The organism is Neokomagataea anthophila (assembly GCF_018122595.1).
In the GTDB taxonomy this organism is placed as follows: Bacteria; Pseudomonadota; Alphaproteobacteria; order Acetobacterales; family Acetobacteraceae; genus Gluconobacter; species Gluconobacter anthophilus.
Genome location: NZ_JAGRQH010000002.1, coordinates 429,954 through 447,518, shown reverse-complemented (window position 1 = coordinate 447,518; position 17,565 = coordinate 429,954). Strand labels below are relative to the sequence as shown.

14 protein-coding genes are annotated in these 17,565 nt (G+C 52.3%); 8 read left to right on the top strand and 6 right to left on the bottom strand.

What is annotated here, in order from left to right; translation table 11 throughout:
- The first annotated feature begins 57 nt into the window (after positions 1-57).
- The 3 genes from KB213_RS04915 to KB213_RS04905 are packed head-to-tail and all read left to right on the top strand — an operon-like array spanning position 58 to position 3,424.
- Complete coding sequence (locus tag KB213_RS04915; RefSeq protein WP_211680873.1) at positions 58-1,428, top strand: O-antigen ligase family protein; 1,371 nt, start codon at positions 58-60, stop codon at positions 1,426-1,428.
- Positions 1,374-2,375 (top strand): CobW family GTP-binding protein, encoded by a 1,002-nt coding sequence (locus KB213_RS04910; RefSeq protein WP_211680872.1) that lies wholly within the window; start codon positions 1,374-1,376, stop codon positions 2,373-2,375. The genes KB213_RS04915 and KB213_RS04910 overlap by 55 nt, the downstream gene beginning before the upstream one ends.
- Positions 2,372-3,424 (top strand): WD40 repeat domain-containing protein, encoded by a 1,053-nt coding sequence (locus tag KB213_RS04905; protein ID WP_211680871.1) that lies wholly within the window; start codon positions 2,372-2,374, stop codon positions 3,422-3,424. Before KB213_RS04910 ends, KB213_RS04905 begins: the two co-directional genes overlap by 4 nt.
- 3 nt (positions 3,425-3,427) lie before the next feature.
- Here KB213_RS04905 and KB213_RS04900 read toward each other — a convergent pair whose 3' ends face one another.
- Entirely contained in the window at positions 3,428-3,709 is a 282-nt protein-coding gene (locus tag KB213_RS04900) for a SelT/SelW/SelH family protein (RefSeq protein WP_211680870.1), read from the bottom strand.
- Positions 3,710-3,806: 97 nt separating this feature from the next.
- Between KB213_RS04900 and KB213_RS04895 the strand changes: the two genes are divergently transcribed.
- Both KB213_RS04895 and KB213_RS04890 read left to right on the top strand, forming a co-directional pair.
- Positions 3,807-6,413, top strand: a complete 2,607-nt coding sequence (locus KB213_RS04895; protein ID WP_211680869.1) for a glycosyltransferase family protein — start codon at positions 3,807-3,809, stop codon at positions 6,411-6,413.
- A 138-nt stretch (positions 6,414-6,551) separates the two neighbouring features.
- On the top strand, positions 6,552-7,352 hold the full coding sequence (locus tag KB213_RS04890; RefSeq protein WP_249110233.1) for an acid phosphatase: 801 nt from the start codon (positions 6,552-6,554) through the stop codon (positions 7,350-7,352).
- A 92-nt stretch (positions 7,353-7,444) separates the two neighbouring features.
- On the opposite strand, the gene KB213_RS04885 is transcribed toward KB213_RS04890, so the two are convergent.
- From KB213_RS04885 to KB213_RS04865, 5 genes are all read right to left on the bottom strand, one after another.
- Positions 7,445-8,191, bottom strand: coding sequence for a DUF4198 domain-containing protein (locus KB213_RS04885; protein ID WP_211680868.1), 747 nt, complete (start codon positions 8,189-8,191; stop codon positions 7,445-7,447).
- Between the two features lie 226 nt (positions 8,192-8,417).
- A complete protein-coding gene (locus KB213_RS04880; RefSeq protein WP_249110277.1) occupies positions 8,418-10,781 on the bottom strand; it encodes a TonB-dependent receptor in 2,364 nt (787 codons plus the stop codon).
- 166 nt (positions 10,782-10,947) lie between these two features.
- A complete protein-coding gene (locus KB213_RS04875; RefSeq protein WP_211680866.1) occupies positions 10,948-12,399 on the bottom strand; it encodes a chloride channel protein in 1,452 nt (483 codons plus the stop codon).
- A 170-nt stretch (positions 12,400-12,569) separates the two neighbouring features.
- Positions 12,570-13,460: a cation diffusion facilitator family transporter gene (locus tag KB213_RS04870; protein WP_211680865.1), complete on the bottom strand. Its 891-nt coding sequence runs from the start codon at positions 13,458-13,460 to the stop codon at positions 12,570-12,572.
- Positions 13,460-14,542 (bottom strand): cation diffusion facilitator family transporter, encoded by a 1,083-nt coding sequence (locus KB213_RS04865; protein WP_211680864.1) that lies wholly within the window; start codon positions 14,540-14,542, stop codon positions 13,460-13,462. Before KB213_RS04865 ends, KB213_RS04870 begins: the two co-directional genes overlap by 1 nt.
- A gap of 146 nt (positions 14,543-14,688) precedes the next feature.
- Here KB213_RS04865 and KB213_RS04860 point away from each other — a divergent pair, with 146 nt between their 5' ends.
- The 3 genes from KB213_RS04860 (at position 14,689) to KB213_RS04850 (ending at position 17,554) form a co-directional block, all read left to right on the top strand.
- Positions 14,689-15,327 carry a TIGR00645 family protein gene (locus KB213_RS04860; protein ID WP_249110232.1) on the top strand — a complete coding sequence of 213 codons (639 nt, stop codon included), beginning with the start codon at positions 14,689-14,691 and terminating at the stop codon, positions 15,325-15,327.
- Entirely contained in the window at positions 15,324-16,931 is a 1,608-nt protein-coding gene (locus KB213_RS04855) for an NAD(P)/FAD-dependent oxidoreductase (protein WP_211680863.1), read from the top strand. The genes KB213_RS04860 and KB213_RS04855 overlap by 4 nt, the downstream gene beginning before the upstream one ends.
- Before the next feature lie 161 nt (positions 16,932-17,092).
- Positions 17,093-17,554: a GNAT family N-acetyltransferase gene (locus KB213_RS04850; RefSeq protein ID WP_211680862.1), complete on the top strand. Its 462-nt coding sequence runs from the start codon at positions 17,093-17,095 to the stop codon at positions 17,552-17,554.
- The last annotated feature ends 11 nt before the right edge of the window (positions 17,555-17,565 follow it).

Genomic DNA, 17,565 nt, shown 5'->3' with positions numbered 1-17,565 from the left:
AGCGTATTCTTTCTAGGGCGGTTGCATGTTGATGGGAAAACAGTCATCGAGACAGTTATGTTGGAAAGCTCTGTTTCTTTGAGGTCGGTTGCTTGCTGGTTGGCGGTTTTGTTGCCGCTAACCCTGACGCATTTCCGAGCATTTGCTGAAATTGATTTTGATATTTTGGCAGTTTTGTTCCTCATATCATCAGTTAAGGCAGGTGGCGCGTTCAGCTGGGCGCGTCGGCCATGGTTTGTGATGGCTGTAGTGTGGTGGGGCTGGCAGGTGTGTTGCACTGTTCCGTCAGTATTGCAGGGCGTGCATGGCGCAACTGGCGCTTTGATACAGGCTTTGGTGGCTATACGCTTTCCTGTGGCTATTGCGGCGCTGGGAGAATGGATTTTACCGGATGTGGTGTGGCGCAGGCGTGTGCTGTGGGTCACTTTCGGGTGCGCCATTTATATTGCGGCGCAGATGGCCTTTCAGGCTGCTTTTGGCGTGAATTTTTTTGGTCAGCCTCGTTTCTTTGATGGCACCCTGACAGGGCCATATGCTCATCCGCGGGCAGCGGCACCTCTGTCACGGTTGATCTTGCCGCTTTTGATGGTGGTTTGTGCGTGTTGGGATCGACGGCGTTTGCCGCAGCGTTTTGTTTTGCAGGCGGGTGCATTGCTGGCGGCAGCTGCCATTATGGTCCTAGCGGGGCAGCGTATGCCGTTTGCTTTGGCGGTATTGGGGCTGGGGGTATGTGCGGTGTTATATCGCCCGATGCGCCTGATTGCTGTTTCTGGTCTTGTGGGTGTGCCGGGGTTGGTGATGTTGGCGCGTGTGGTTTCTCCGGCCAGTTTTCATCATTTGGTTACGTTAACACGGTGTCAGTTGGAGCATTTCGCAGCATCTCCTTACGGACAGATTTATAGTCGTGTGGTTGTTATGGCGTCTCAGCGTCCGTGGTTGGGATATGGGTATGATGGGTATCGTCACGATTGCGCGGGAGCGGCTTATTTAACGCCGCCGCATTGGTTGCATATTGTGCCATCAGCTGATCCGAGTTTTCAGGTCTGCGTTCAGCATCCGCATAACTTATACGCACAAGCGCTCATTAATAGCGGGATACCAGGGCTGTTTATTTTTAGTGGGCTCATCATGTGCCTCTTATGGGCGATATGGCCAGGTAAGCATGGCAGTGCTTTGCAGGTTGGCTTGTTTGCTGCTGTGCTTATTCAATATTGGCCGCTGACGTCGAGTTCAGATTTTTTAAACCTCCCTTTGGGAGGGTGGGGTTTCATGTTGGTTGGGTTAGCGCTGTCTTATAAGCGTTTCTCGTCTTGTGATGGGTTTCCCCGCACTCAAGACGTGCCTAATATCATAGCCAGAATATGGAGGATTTCATGTCCGAAGCGCATGACACATCACGTACCGGCTCGGTTCCAGTCACGGTTTTGACGGGTTTCTTGGGGGCGGGGAAAACGACTTTATTGAATCATATTCTGAGCGCCGAACACGGCCGGAAATATGCAGTTTTGGTGAATGAGTTCGGTGAACTCGGGGTTGATAATGACCTCGTGGTTGATGCGGATGAAGAAGTTTTTGAAACGAATAACGGTTGTATTTGCTGCACGGTGCGCGGTGATTTGATCCGCATTCTGGGTAGTTTGCTGCGCCGCCGTGGGCGGTTTGACGGTATTATTGTTGAGACGACAGGTCTGGCAGACCCGGCTCCTGTTGCGCAGACATTTTTTGTTGATGAAAACCTGCGTGATAAGGCGCATCTTGATGCGGTTGTCACCGTGGTTGATGCCTTTAATGTCATGCAGACTTTGGACGAAAGCCCGGAAGCGACGAACCAATTGGCGTTTGCGGATGTGATTATCCTGAATAAAACGGATTTGGCGGATGAGCCGCGCCGCCAAGAGATTGTGGCGCGTATTCGTAAAATTAATGCTGTGGCTGAGATCCACGAGGCTCAGCGTGGTAATGTGCAACTGACCGATGTGTTGGATCGTGGTGGCTTTGATTTGAAGCGCGCTCTGACGACCATGCCGGATTTTTTAGAGAATAATGAACACAGCCATGAAGAAGGTATTGTGAGCATTTCTCTCTCCACAAAAGAGCAGCTGGACCAGCAGCGTTTTAACGCATGGATTGGTGCTATTTTGCAGGAGCAGGGAGCGGATATTTTGCGCTCCAAAGGTATCTTGCATTTTGAAGGTTCTGATGAGCGTTTTGCGTTCCAAGCCGTACATATGATGGCGGATGGGGACTTTATTGGGCCCGTGCGTGAGGGTGAATCAACGGAATCACGCTTGGTATTCATAGGGCGTAATTTGAACCGTCCACGTTTGCGTCGTGGTTTTGCAAGCTGCACAGTGGAAGGCACTCCGGCTGTATGACAACGACGGAATTGCTGGTAGAGCGCGGTGCTGAGCGCCGTTTTGAAAGTCCTATTGTGCAGGTTGCGGCCGCGCGGGATGGTGAGAGTTTTGCGGCTCTGACGGCGGATGGTGATTTAATTCTCATTCCGCGTGATGAATTGCGCAATGCAGATGCGTGGACAGTGGTGCAGCCCCATGATGGTGGGCTGTGTTTGACAGCGGATTGTGTGGCGAATGCGTATCTAACGGGCGGCGAAGACGGACGTTTGGTGCGGACATTACCGGACGGCACGATGGAGATTTTGCACGAAGGACGCCGCTGGATTGAGTGTGTGGCCTCGACGCCGACGCATTTGGCATTTTCGTCCGGTAAGGTGATGGAACTGCGTAAGGCTGAGGGAACGCAAACGCTCAAGACCTTGGAGCATCCTTCAACCGTGACCGGCATTGTCTTTGATGCGAAGGGCAAGCGCTTGGCAGCGTCACACTATAATGGTGTGTCGATGTGGTTTGTGCAGGCGAAGGTCGATACTGTGCGTCCGTTGGAGTGGAAGGGGAGTCATATTGGGCTTGCCATCCATCCGGCTGCGGATGCGCTGGTGACGTCAATGCAGGAAAATGAGCTGCATGGCTGGCGTTTAGCCGATACGCATAACATGCGTATGAGCGGTTATCCGAAGCAGGTTCGTTCCATGAGCTTTACGCGCAATGGGCGTTGGCTGGCGACATCTGGTGCGGATGCGGTGGTGCTGTGGCCGTTCTTTGGCGGTGGCCCCATGGGGAAGGCTCCGACGGAAATCGCACGTTTGCCGGGGCTCTTCGTGTCAGCGGTTGCGGCTAATCCGAAAGAAAATATTGTTGCTGCTGGCTATGAAGACGGCACGGTTGTTCTCGCGGAAGTGAGTGATAACGGTGCGGATGATGGCCGTGTTTTGCCGCTATGTGCGGGGCAGGTGAAGGCACGCGGCGTTGTGAATGCTTTGGCCTTTACGCCGCAGGGCGGCGCAGTAATTTTTGGCACCGAAGATGGTGTTGTTGGTGTGGTTGATTTATCTGCTGCGCCGTAAGGTTTAGCGGTCTGTGTGGCCGAGGTCGCGCTCTGGCGCGATCACGTCCCGCACACGTTGTTTGAGCTCTTTGGGGCCGGGAAAGCCACCATCGCGTTTCCGCTCCCAAATGAGCGTATCATTGACATGAATTTCAAAAATGCCCCCCGTATCTGGGATAAGTGCGACTTCACCGAGGCTTTGGCTAAAGGTGGATAGGAGTTCTTGCGCCATCCAGCCGGAGCGTAAAAGCCAGTTACATTGTGTGCAGTAGCGTATGGTGATGCGGGGGGATGGGTGTTCCATGAGAGGTCTCGGTTAGAATTTGAAGTGATGTTTTTTAGGGGGTTAAGAGTTATAGGTTGAGGGAGGAAATGGTTTTTTTTGAAGCATAGGGTTCCGCATGTGTTTTTCACAGGTGGAATATGAAGTGATGATTTTTAAAAATATTCATAAGACAACGATAATTCATTACTTCATTCTAATTCTATGCCCGATCGCACTGTATGTGCCGGAATGGTTGGGGGTATTGTCCAGTGATCCACTGATGACGTCATCAACTTTATTGGTCAATGCCCCTAATTTTACACAAGGTGGTTTTTTGCCAGGAAATCCGGGGTGGATTGATGGCTGTGCGGGTGTTTTTGTTGAAGCGTTAGGGCGACTTGTTTCGCAGGATTGGTTGCACGGTATCATTCCATGGTGGAACCCTTATAGTGGCGTAGGAATGCCGCTTGCTGGGGAATACCAACCTGCAGCATTTTTTCTGCCTTTTATCTTGTATCTTGCGCTGCCGAATGGGCTTTTGATGATGAAATGTACCCTGCAAATTATTGCGGGGTTATCGACATATACATTGTTGAAGAAAATCCGCTTGGACGCGAGGGTCGCGCTGGTGGGCGGGTTATTATACGCTTTTAATGGAACGTATGCGTGGGCATCAGACGGTCCTTCTGAGCCGCTGGCATTTTTGCCATTAGCTTTGTATGGGGTGGAGCGTGCGCGTGAAGGGCGTTGGGGCTGGCTTGCGCTGGGGTTAGCATATTTAATGCTCTCGGGTTTCCCTGAGACAGCATATTTACTGGGCTTGCTGGTTTTGGGGTGGGCTATTTTAAGGTTTTTCCAGTCGAGTAATAAATATATTTATACGAAGGCCATTATTATTGGTGGTTTTGTTGCAGGATTTATATCCTCACCTCAGCTTTTAGCTTTCGCATCTTATTTGCCAAATGCAAATATTGGTTCACATTCATATTTCAATGATACACCATTACCGCATGAAGCGTGGTCAATGTTGTTTTTCCCTTATATTAATGGGACGTTTTTTTATGCCTCTCAATTTGATGCATGGTACGCATTAGGGGGGTACTGTGGGGTTGTTCTACCATTCTGCGCATTTTTGGGTCTTATGGGGCGTAAAGATCGTGCGCTTCGGTGGGTTCTATGCGCGTTTGTAGTTTTTATTTTTGGAAAACAAGCAAATATACAGCCATTCGTATGGTTTATTGACCATATTCCAGAGGCGGCTCATACAGTTTTTTATCGTTTGTGTGAGCCTGTCGTTGAAGCTTGTTTAATTGTTTTGAGCTGTTTTGCACTAGACGATGCTACACGTGGTGAGTGGCGTTCTCATAAAAATCTATTTTTGGTAGCTTTTGCCCTTATTTTGGGCTTTGGGTACGTTTTGTATTTAGATATGCCGATGTTGCATAAAATAAGACCCTTTTCAGAAGGGCCAATCTCTTCCCATAAATACATGTTATTTTCTATAATTATTTCTGTTGTTGAGTTATTTTTATTTTTTCTTTTCTATAAGAAAAGAAGTTCTGTGAAATATATTTTTTCAGTTCTATTATTTTCGAATATCATTCTTTTTGCCTTTCCACTTTTAAGTGCTCGTCCGGAGCGCTCACTGGATAAACCGTTTTTAGAGGCATTACGTGCTGAAACAAAAGGCTTTCAACGGTTTGCAACCTTAGGGCCGGTTGAGCCAAACTATGGTGTATATTTAAATATACCTTCGCTGAACTTTAATGCCATTCCAACGCCGAAAAATTGGATTATCCGATTGAAGAAAGACTTTGGTTCTGGCTTGGACCCTGTGACGTTTAATGGGTTTTTTCCATCTGATGAAAATGGCAACCCTTTCCTGTTGAAGCCTGCTTTATCTCACCCTGAAGTCTTTGAAGCCCTTGGCGTTTCAGCTCTTGTGGTTCCAGTGAATGGAATGATGGTTTCGCCGTATGCTCTGGCTGGTAGGGCGGGAGGTGGGCATGTTTTGAGCCCAGACAAATCGCAATTTATTGTGGATATTGCAGAGTGGCATGGTCTTTGGACGCAGAAAATACTGGTGCAGTTAGGAACATATGTTCATCAGTCAGATGGAGATTTAAAGGTTTCTTTTTGTTCGGATCAAAGCTGTGCTCACGGCGTGATTGCTTTGAAAGATGCGCAAGATAATGCCTTCACAGCGATGACTTTAGACCAGCCAATCCCGCCGGCTGCTAAAACACTTACTTTCTCCCTCGTAGGGGCAACGCGCTCTGTTATGCTGTGGGGGAGTTTTGCCAATGGCGTCATGTGGCCATCACTGCGGTTTGAACCTCTTAGTGTACACAAAAATCTTACATTTGTAACGCGGGGAGCCATAGGAGATCTTTACCGTTTTCAGCATCCTGCACCTTATTTTGAAGCAGATTCTTCCTGTTCTTTACAGGTGCAGACGCGAGATAAAGTGTCTGTATTGTGCTCTCAACCTGCGCGGCTGATCCGTCGGGAATTTATGATGCCGGGATGGCGCGCTTTTATTAATAATAAGCCGAGTTTTATTAACGAGACGGATGATATTTTTCAGGAAATCATGCTGCCCAAGGGTAAAAGTGATGTTCAATTCTATTTTGCACCGCCTTATGCAAAATTATCTTGGTTTTTTTGTCTGATAGGGGTTTTGGCCCTCATAGGGGAATTCATGCGGTCCTGCATATGGGGGAAGAGAAAACGTTTTACTTAAAATTTAAAGGTGCGTTCGTACTGCTGTGATTCTCTTCTGAAGAGGGGGTTTGTTATGTGTGTGTCCTAGGCAGTAATAGACGCAGGAGATGTGAAATCGTACACTAAGGTGCTTTAAATTTTAGGGTGAAATATTATCATGGGTATACGTTTTGCTGCGATGCGTCGTTTATGTGCGCTTCTGTTGGCTGGTACGGCGGTCACAGGGGTAGCGATGGCTGCACCACAGCCACTGCCAGACAGTGCGGCTCCGGATGCGCGTATTGTATTGCCGCCGCCGCCTGTTCCGGGCAGTGCTGCGCAGCAAGATGATGACCGCGTGTTTCATGCGACGCGTGCCCTGAAGGGGACTGCGCGCTGGGAACTGGCGACCCGTGATGCGGATTTGAACCCGGCGCATCTGGTGGCCGATTTCTCATGTGCTGTTGGGCATACGCTCGATCTGAGTAAAGCACCGCATTTGCAGGCTGTACTGGCACGTTTGGCTCCGGCGACTATGCATCGTACGTCTGAAGTGAAGGATATGTGGCACCGGACGCGTCCATTCGTGGGTACGGGCCTCCCAATCTGCACGTCTCCTGAAGGGTTGGGTCTGCATTCGTCCTATCCGTCGGGTCATACGACGGCTGGTTTTGGTATGGCCTTGTTGTTGGCACGTTTGATGCCCGAACATGCGACGGCAATTCTACAGCGTGGCCGTGTTTTCGGTGAGAGTCGTGTGGTGTGTGGTGTGCATTGGAAATCTGACGTGCAGGCAGGTTATTTGAATGCATCGACGGAAATGGACACGTTGTTATCTAACCCGGCTTTGCAGGATGATCTTGCGGGAGCGAAGGATGAGTTGGCGGCTCAATTGGCAACGTCAAGCGCAGCGCCAGATGCTGGTGAGTGTAAAGTTGAAGCCGATGCGGCGGCGCACTCGGTGCTGTCTACGCAGTAAGTTTTGATGATGGTCTGTAGGGTATGGTTTGGGTGCCCTACAGACCATGTGCGTTATTCACATGCCTCGCCCGTTGTGTTGGGGAGCTGAAATTAGGGCTCAGAGGATGCGTAATGCAGTGTTAAGGTACTGTTATAACGCATGAAGTCTACGTCAGGGTCGTTTGTGACGGGAGCTTCATAGGTGATTTGCAAGACATCCAACTGGTCAGCATGCAGTGTGGCATAGGTTCTGCCTTGATTGTCTGTTGGGGGTGTTATTTCAGATAGGGTGTTTAAGAAATTTTCATGAACGCAGACATTCGGCAAAGGATGTCCGTTGAGTAAAACTTGAATGGGTAAGTGGTCCCCGCGTTTATGCGCGAAGGGATCTTCCAAAGGTAGGATTTCAAGGGCAAGCCCGTGTGGGTGTACGTTAGCATCAGCGGAGGCTTGAAGGTTCACGCTTTCTTTTAGAGCATGCAACCCAATGGTGGCGCCGGAGAGTGTGGTTTTGCGTTGCCACGACCATGTTGGGTCGTGTGGGCGACGAGCATGAAAACCAAAATCAGCTTGTACAATAATTGCAGCGGTGTGGGCGGGGACATCAAGAGTGATGTGCCGTGTATCTGCATGCTGTGTGATGGTGGTCGGGTGACCTTGTGTATCATAGGCCCAGAGATGCTTTAGAAAAGCTGGATCATAGGCTTCATCTGAGGAGATCTCAGTCATGACCAAGGTAGGTTGGCTGATGCGTTCCAGCACGATGAAGGCGCTACTGGCGAGGGCAGGTGTGGCGCATAGGGCTGAGAGGCAGATTATCCAAAAATAGGGGGCGGGTTTGAAGCATGTGTTGCGCATGATCATGTTATCCCAAAAATATTGAGATCCACGGTGGTGATTGTTGTTGCCTAGCAGCGGTATTGTTTTGGTACGCGGTGCGTGGGCAGTAAAACCGTCAAGCTGCTGTAGAGGTCATCACTGTTGCCGCGAATATAGTGCATAAAAAAGGGCAGCGTTTTGACACGCTGCCCTTTTGTTTGGGCTTTTAGAGCGAAGCAAAGCCTTAGATCTAAAAGCACGATTTTTAGTGGCGGTATGTCAGCTCGAAAGTGACAGCACGGCCCGCTGCAATGCGCGCATAGTTTGGATAAATGCGGTCATAGTAGCGCTTATTGGTCAGGTTCTGCAGGTTCCCTTGCAGATCAAGTGTACGGGTGATCTGATAGTCGGCAACCATGTCGAGGCGCACGTAAGATGGGACCCATGTTTGGTTGTTCACGTTGGTGTAGCGCTTGCTCATATACGTGACGCCGCCACCGAACTTGAATTGCGGGAGGATACGGTAGGTGCTCCACAAGGCGATAGAGTTGCCCGGTGTGTAAGGGAAGCGTTTGCCGATATTGGCTTTCGTTGGGCCGCCATCCAGTACGGAGCTGTCGAGGTAGGTCCAGCCGCCGAACATGTCCCAACGCTGCGTCAGATGACCGGCTACACTGATTTCTGCACCACGAACGCGCTGAGTGCCGGCATTCATCATGCCGCCCATGCCGTTAGAAACCTGTGCATTGGTCATTTTGCCGTTGAACAGAGAGCCTGTTACGGAGAAGTGTCCGTGCAGAAGGTCTGCCTTAGCGCCGACTTCCGTATTCTTGCCGCGCTGAGGTGACAGTTTGCTATTGGTTGCATTTAGAGCGACCTGGCCATCTGACCCGGCTTCAACACCAACAGGGTTTGAGGCTGTTGCATAAGAGAAATAGACGCTGACAGGTTTGATCGGTTTATAAACAGCGCCAGCTTGGTAGTTGACGAAGCTTTGGTTGTTGCTCAGGCCAAGATTGCCCTGCTTAGCGTAGGTCATGAAGCGGTCAAAACGCACGCCGCCATTGATGTAGAGGCGGTCGTTGAACATGCTCATGGTGTCAAACGCGTAAGCTGAGCCACTCGTGGTGTTTGTGTTCAACTGCGGAACGCCCGGTTCACCGATGGAGTAAGAACCTGTCCAAGGGTTGTTGGGGTTCCAACTCGATAGGTTGAGTGCGGAGACACAGTTATAAGCAACGCTGCATGGGCCACCTGCGCGGATGTTGTTGCCCTTGGAATCCTGTACGTAAAAGGAGCGACGTTGTGTGCGTTCCCGTGAGAGTTCAATACCAGTGTTGATGGAGTGGTGAATAAAGCCGGTATCGAACTTGCCAGAGACCATGGCTTGTTCTTGCGCATTATCCGTGTGGTACAGGCCAGATTTCGCTTGCAGAGAGATGTTTGGGTTAGAGACGGCAGAACTCACCCATTGTGGGTTGGTCGCGAGGAAGTCGAGCTCTGTGCTTGTCCATTGTGTGGTGTTGCGGAACGTGAAGTTCTTGCCGAGGTCACGCTCAAAAATGATTTGGCCCATATTGGTCGTGCCGCGTTCAAAGTCACGGTCTTTGAGGCCAAGGAAGAGGTGACGTGGAATGTTCAGCGGCTCATGTGTGACTTTGTCATAGGGTGCTGAGTAGTCTGGCATGCCAAACGTATAAAGGTGGTAATAGCCCAAGGTCAGGCGTGTTGGCGTGCCGAGACCAAAGGAAACAGAAGGGGCGACACCCCATTTATGTCCACCAGCGGGTGAGCGGCCAGCTGTTTTGCCGTCATCGCCCATAGCATTCAAGCGGATGGCGGTTGAGGAACCGATTTGGCGGTTCACGTCGATGGTGCCACGTTTATATGCAGCTGTGCCGAAGCCAATCTGCCCGGAAGTAAGGTTGCCTAGTTGTGCTTTCTTGGTGGTGATGTTGATCTGCCCACCCAGACCGCCACGGCCACCATAGACGGAGCCTGGGCCTTTCAGGACTTCGATCTCGTCAACATCGAAGGTTTCACGTTGTGATGCGCCGCTGTCACGCAAGCCATCAATATACATGTTGCTGTAGGAGCCAAAGCCACGGATGACGGGGTAGTTCCCGCCCGGTACAGCATAGGCATCACCACCACGGAAGCTGACACCCGGTACGGTACGCATGGCGCTTTCGAAGGATGTCGCGTTAACCAGCTTCATTTGCTCATGCGTGATCACCGAGATCGAGCGCGGTGTGTTGAGCAGTGATGCAGTGAATTTTGGGTTGGGCGATGTGCCAGTTAATTGTGGGTGTGAGTGTCCCCATGCCGTAAAGCGGTCTTCCTCCCCTTGTGCTTCTACAGAAGCAACGGGAGTGGCAGGTGCCGGGGCCGCTGTGGTTGTTGTGGCCGTCGGGGTGACAGCAGGTGCCGTTGTAACGGGCGTTACATTTGCTTGCGGAGCCGGGGCTGTTTTGGTGTTGGCTGTCCGTGCAGTCTTTTTCGTTTTTGCTTTGTGGTGATGGTGCTGCTGCATGCTGTCTTGCGCTGCGGCAGAAGCAGGCTGCGCAATGGCGAGGCCGGAAATGAGCAGTGAGGATGTGCCGAGTAGCCAGAGCCGACGTGGTGACATCACGTTGATCTCTCCTTGGAATATTAAAAACAATTTCATGTGCAATAGTTTTTTTGTTTGAAAATGTAAATGAGAAACGTTCGCAAATATACTTTGTTACAATATATCGTGCTCGAATAATGTGAGGCATAAAAAAACCCGGCTGAGTGGCCGGGTTTTGAAAAGATTATGGAACGCGCTCGTCAGACGTCGCGGGGGGCTTGGGTTTTCGTCGAGTAATGCTGTGGTGTTTGCGGTCCACAGCTTCGAGAAAGCGGTCAGCCAGCGCGCCGTAAAGAGGGCGTGGGCAGACCATACGTGATACACCGAATGCAAGGAAGGATGTGGCAAGAAGGGCCAGTGTGACTTGTTGGTTATCACACATTTCCATGACGATGATGGTGGCTGTGAGGGGACACTGAGCCACGCCGCAGAAGTAAGCCACTGTTCCCAGTAGGACGACGGCTCCGGGGTTGGTGTGTGGTAAAAACTGCTCTACCCAACCCCCAATACCTGCGCCAACTGCTAAGCACGGCGCGAACATCCCGCCTGGGACGCCTGAGCAGTATGATACGACCATAGCAATGTATTTCAGCACGAAGAACGAGGCAGGGTAATGTTCTGTACCGGCGAAAATGGCGCGGGATTGAGCATACCCGGTGCCGTAGGTTTGTCCGTGTGACAGGATACCGATCACCGCTGTCACAAAGCCGCAAATGCCAGCAAAGAGAATGGGGTGTTTAGCAGCGAAAGGGCCAATGGGCTTTGGTAGGCCGCGTGAAATGCGGATGATGAGAGATGAGAAGCTACCACCTGCAAGGCCACCAAGGATTCCGCAGGTGAGAACCGCGATCCACGCTGTGCCAACGGGTACATCGACATCTGCATGGCCGAAATAGGTGTAATTTCCCAAAAGGGCGATTGCTGTGACACCTGAGAGCACAACAACCGTGAGGGTACGGCCTGAGGTGCGTTGTTCGAAAGAATGTGACAATTCTTCAATTGCGAAGACGATGCCAGCGAGGGGGGTATTAAAAGCAGCGGCCATACCAGCTGCGCCACCTGCGAGAATCATGCTGCGGCGGGCGGAAATACTGGATTGTCCAAGGACGCGTGAGAAGCTGTGCATGATGAAGGCACCGACTTGCACGCTAGGGCCTTCACGCCCGATGGAGGCGCCGCAGATAATGCCGAGGCATGTCATAAGAATTTTGCCGAGGGCAATGCGGAAGGACAAAATCCGATCAACGATCTGGAAGTCATCAATGTGTAAAGTGGCAATGGTTTGCGGAATGCCGGAGCCTTGCGCCCCCTGAAACACGGTCCGGGTGATCCACATGATCAGGGCAAAGCCAATGGGGGAGAGAATGAGCATAACCCATGGGTGCCATGCGAGGATCTGCTCACGTAGGTCAGCGGCACTGTCACCAAGTTTGGCGAAAAGAACAGCGACGATACCGATCAGAACCGCACCGGCCCAGTAAAGAGCTGTGCGTTTCCATTGTGTTTGTGTTTGGCGGGCAGAACGACGCAGGTGATGAATGCGGTCTTTGCGGCGCAAAGCATGCTTGGAGGAAACATGCCCCCCCGGCGTTGGTTTGGAGGAAGGGGCGGAGGCGTTGGGTGTATGATCGGCCAAGAGCACACTGTCCGGTTACAGGATTTTGCAGCAAAGGACGCACAGGGGTGAGATCCGCAATACGTCTCCCGCTCCTGCACCCTTTATAGGGATGGGGTCAAGGATACTGGAACGTGCAAGATGCCATTCTGTTGCGGAGTGATGTTATGATGCCGCAATTGTGTGCGTTTTTAGGACAGAACGAGCACGCCAGAATGTTTTGCCTTGTCGCTTGGCTCGACGTGGATGTGGATAGAGGCGCGGCCAAGTTCGTTACGGATGGCGGCTTCAACTCGGTCACAAATGTTATGGGCTTCGTCAACGGTCATATCGTTTTGTACGACGAGGTGGAATTCAACGAAGTGTAAGTCGCCAACCTTACGGATACGGACATCATGCGCTTCAATGGCACCTGTGGCGCTTTGGGAAATCGCTTGTCGGACATTATCCATGCAGTCCGATGCGGGAGCTTCATCCATGAGGTCGGACATTGAATGGCGCATCATCGAAAAACCGGCGCGCAAAACATTGATGGCGACGATGGCTGAGAGCAGTGCGTCGAGCCGGTCCCAATGTAAAACGGGGATGAGGGCAACGCCAATAACAAGTGCGACGGTAGCCCACACGTCAGACTGGACGTGTTCACCCGCTGCGAGGAGGGCTTGGGAGCTTTGTCGGCGGCCAACGCCGATGAGAATGCGCGCCCAGATGAAGTTAATCAGGCCGGCTAAGGCATTGAGTGCGACGCCGAAGAACGGGGCATCAACGGGGTGTGGGTGCATCCAGTCCAGGATGGAGATGAGTAAAATGCCGAGCGCGGTCAGAACAACGAGGACGCCTTCGATGACGGCTGAGAGATATTCAGCTTTGCCGTGGCCGTAAGGGTGGTTGTCGTCAGCGGGGCGTGTGGCAACGATGAGGGCAAAGAGTGTGCCGCAGGCCGCAATGACGTTGAGGATGGTTTCAATCGCGTCAGAGAGCAGTGCATCGGAGTTTGAAACCCAATACGCGGCATATTTAACAGCTAGAACGATGAGACTGACGCCAATAGAAAGGCGTGCAACGGTACGGCGGTCTGTCATTACGCTGGCTTTTGGCAGTTTTGGTGTGTGGGGGCGCAAGACGCGTGGGCATCTTCGATTTGGAACGTAGGGTGGCCGATGCTGAAGCGTTTGCGCAACTGCGTGCGGGCGGTATCAATCATGTGTGCATTGGTGATGGTGTGGTTGTCCGGGTCTCTTAAAATATGAACGGTGAGTGCGGTTTCTGTGGTGCTCATTGGCCAAACATGCAGGTGGTGAATGTCCTGCACGCCGGGAAGTGCGCGCAGCGCTGCTTCGACTTTGGCGATATCAATGCCTGCGGGGACGCCATCCAGAGAAAGGGTAACGGCGCCGCGTAGAAGCGACCATGTGCCGCCGATAATGAAGAGAGACACGAGCAAGCTGACAGCAGGGTCAATAACCGTATGTCCTGTCCATGCGATGGCAAGCCCTGCGAGCACGACCGCAAAGGCCATTACCGCGTCTGACGCCATGTGTAGGAACGCTCCGCGCACATTGAGGTCATCTTCTGCGCCGCGCATGAAGAGCAATGCGGTCCCGCCATTAACGAGAATACCAGCTAATGCGACCCAACTGACGACTTCGCCAGCAACAGTGGATGGCGTTAAGAGGCGCAGTATGGATTCCCATATGATGCCGCCGGTGACGAGGAGCAGGAAGACAGCGTTTGCGAGGGCGGAGAGAATGGTGGCGCGGCGCATGCCATAGGTGAACCGATTGCTCGGTGCGCGGCGTGCGAGAAGCTGTGCAAACCATGCGCTAGCGAGGCCGAGAACATCGGACAGGTTGTGTCCAGCATCAGCCAGCAGGGACATGGAGTGAACGCGCAGGCCCCAGACCGTTTCAACCAAAATATAGAGAATGTTTAGGCTGATACCGATGGCAAAGGCTTTGCCGAAGCTCGCCGGGGCGTGATGATGGTGCCCATGCCCATGCCCATGCCCATGCCCATGCCCATGCCCATGGTGATGGCTGTGGTCATGATCATGATCGTCATGGTCATCATGGTGGTGCGTGTGTGTATCGGCTGCCGTGGTGTGGGCATGCTGATGCGAATCGCTACCGCAGGACGTCGGGCTCTGTGGGGAGGTATCTGTCATTTTCGGAGAAGGCTGTGAGATGGAGTGCTGTTCATAGCGTAGTTTTGGGGTGGAGCCAAAGAGATGTCATGCAAGAGAGCGCATAATTTTGCTCAAGCTGCACAAGAGAGTGGCGAAAACACAGGCAAAATCGTAGTAGAGGGGCCATGACTGACATGCCACATAATCACACTCAAGAGGCCGCAGAGACGGTCTCTGTCTCATCTGCTGCGCCAGCTCCCAAGGCAAGCCGCTCTTTTGAAAAATACATCGAGCGTGGATTTTTCGCGACGCGCTGGATCGCGGCTCCGCTGTATTTCAGCCTGACGATTGGCTTGTTGTTGGTTGCGTTTAAGTTCTTCCAGCAACTGGTGGGGCTGATCTTGCATGTGCAGCATTTGGATTTTGATGATGTTTTTGTTGGGGTTCTGGATCTGATTGATCTGGTGCTGTTGGCGAATCTTCTGCTGATCGTGATGTTTTCTGGCTATGAAAACTTTGTGTCGCGGTTGGATATTCGCGAACATGCGGATTACCCGTCATGGATCGGGCATGTCACGTTTGGTGATATTAAGATCAAGCTGATGGCCTCTATTGTTGCGATGTCCGCCATTCATGTGCTGGCGGATTTTATCCGTGTGGATGAGACAACGACGCGTGCGCTGGAGTGGAGCGTCGGGATTCATTTGGCCTTTGTTGTGTCTGGCCTTTTGATGGCGTTGATGGATCGGATTATGGAAGGGACGCCAGATACGCAGGCGGCTGAACCAGAGCACGCTGCCAAGCATCACGGTGGGCGCCCATGATACGCCTGACTGAAATACGCCTGCCGTTGGAGCACCCGGAAGGGGATCTGGAGCAGGCCGCGCGGACAAAGCTGGGTTTGGCAGCACATCAGAAATGTCAGGTGACAGTGGCGCGGCGTGGGTATGATGCACGTAAGCGCGGTCATATTGTGCTGGTTTATAGCCTTGATTGTGACGTGGATGATGAGGCGCGGCTTTTGGCGGCGCATGAGGGCGACCAGCATGTACGCCCCCGCCCAAACACGGAATATCGTTTGCCGCAGGTTAAGGTGGGCCCTCAAACGCCACGTCCGGTTGTGATTGGGGCGGGGCCTTGTGGTCTTATGGCTGCGTTGACACTGGCTCAGGCAGGGTTGCGCCCGATTGTGCTGGAGCGCGGTAAGGATGTGCGTTCGCGGACGAAAGATACGTTTGCGTTGTGGCGGCAATCTGTTCTGACCACAGAAAGCAATGTTCAGTTCGGGGAAGGTGGGGCTGGTACCTTCTCGGATGGTAAGTTGTATTCTGGTGTGTCTGACCCTCGTAATTTGGGCCAGCGCGTATTGGAAGAGTTCGTACGCGCGGGGGCACCAGAAGAAATTCTGATGATTTCCAAGCCACATATTGGCACGTTCCGTCTGGTGACGATGGTGATGTTCATGCGTGAGGAGATTGAGCGCCTCGGGGGGGAATATCGCTTCAGCACGCGTGTTGATGATCTTGTTACGGAAGGAAACGGGGAAGAGCGCCGTTTGACGGGGCTCCGTTTATCGAATGGTGAGGTGCTCCCGGCGTCTCATGCTGTGCTGGCGGTTGGTCATTCAGCGCGTGATACGTTTGCGATGTTACATCGTCAGGGCATTGGCATGGATGCCAAGCCGTTTTCGATTGGGGTGCGTATTGAGCATCCGCAAGCCGTGATTGATGCAGCGCGCTTTGGGGCGCAGGCCGGGCATCAACTGTTAGGGGCTGCGGATTATAAGCTGGTACATCATGCGTCAAACGGACGTGGGGTTTACTCTTTCTGTATGTGTCCGGGCGGTCAGGTTGTAGCGGCGACTTCAGAGCCTGAGCAAGTCGTGACCAACGGCATGAGCCAGTATTCGCGTGCTGAGCGTAATGCGAATGCCGGGATGGTCGTTGAGGTGAAGCCGGAGCTTGATTACCCTAATGATGTTCTGGCTGGTGTTGCGTTCCAGCGGCATTGGGAAAAGGCTGCGTATCGTGCGGGTGGCGGTGGTTATCGCGCGCCAGCACAGCGTGTCGGTGACTTCTTAGACGGTAAAGCTTCGACGACGCTGGGGAGTGTTGTGCCGTCTTATACCCCGGGTGTTACGCCGACGGATTTGACGCTGTGTCTGCCAGATTTTGTCACGGATGCCATGCGTGAAGCGTTGCCGCGTTTTGAACGTAAGTTGCGCGGTTATTCTATGGCTGACGCGGTGATGACAGGTGTGGAGACGCGTACGTCTTCTCCGATCCGCGTGCGCCGTGGCAAAGATGGACAAAGTCCTACGCTCAAGGGGTTGTTCCCTGCGGGTGAAGGCGCGGGTTATGCGGGTGGCATTTTATCAGCAGGGATAGATGGTATTCGCGTGGCGGAGTGGGTGGCCGAGGCTTTGTAAGCCTGTGTGGCCCGATATTTTTCTTGGTTATAAAATGCCTTAGTTTTTGGGGCGTATTGTCCTCTGCTGCTCTGCCGCCTTTTAACGCGCGGCAGAGTGAGTGTTTTTAGAGGTTTTCTTCACGCATATTATCATGGGGAATGCTGAAGGAGAGCGGCGGTATGTTCATAATTCGAGAAGATGATCTGTCTGGGGAGCAGACGCGTGCTTTGATTGCACTGCATCTTGCAGGGATGCATGCGTCTTCGCCGCCAGGGAGTGTGTTTGCGCTCGATCTGTCGGGCTTGCAGGGAGCAGGGACTACGGTCTGGACGGCGTGGCGTGGGGATCACGTGGCCAGTATTGGCGCGTTGAAAATGGGTAAAGATGGTATTGCTGAGGTGAAGTCCATGCGTACGCATCCGGATTTTTTACGGATGGGGGCTTCAGCAGCTATTTTGGAGACGGTTATCGCAGCCGCGCGGGAGCGTGGTGCACAGCGGTTAAGTCTTGAAACGGGTCGTGGGCCAATGTTCGAGCCAGCTTTGCAGTTGTATCGGCGTCGAGGCTTCGTAAGTGGCGCTGCATTTGGGGATTATGTGCCCAGTGCGTTCAATCAGTTCCTGCATTTGGAGCTGGTTTGATTTTTTTTATA